Source organism: Paraburkholderia sp. SIMBA_054 (assembly GCF_046534875.1).
Lineage (GTDB): Bacteria > Pseudomonadota > Gammaproteobacteria > Burkholderiales > Burkholderiaceae > Paraburkholderia > Paraburkholderia hospita.
In genome coordinates, this window is the sequence record NZ_JAWRXV010001089.1 from 1 (window position 1) to 259 (window position 259).

Here is a 259-nt window from a genome sequence, read left to right on the forward strand (position 1 = left end):
GTGGTCAACGTCGCTTCCAAGTGCGGGCTGACCCCGCAATACGAGGGACTGGAGAAGCTCTACCGTGACAAGCGCGAGGCGGGCCTGGAAGTGCTGGGCTTCCCGGCCAACGACTTCAAGGGCCAGGAGCCGGGCAGCGAGGCGGAGATCCAGCAGTTCTGCCAGCTCAACTACGATGTCAGCTTCCCGATGTTCGCCAAGATCGCCGAGACCGGCGAGCAGGTGCATCCGCTGTACCGCGCGCTGGTGGCTGCGCGCC

Annotated in this window: 1 protein-coding gene; it reads left to right on the plus strand. The window is 65.6% G+C overall.

All coding sequences use genetic code 11. The annotated features are described in order from the left end of the window. The coding region (locus tag SB822_RS58525; protein WP_410859299.1) for a glutathione peroxidase at nt 1–259 on the plus strand (259 nt) is incomplete at both ends.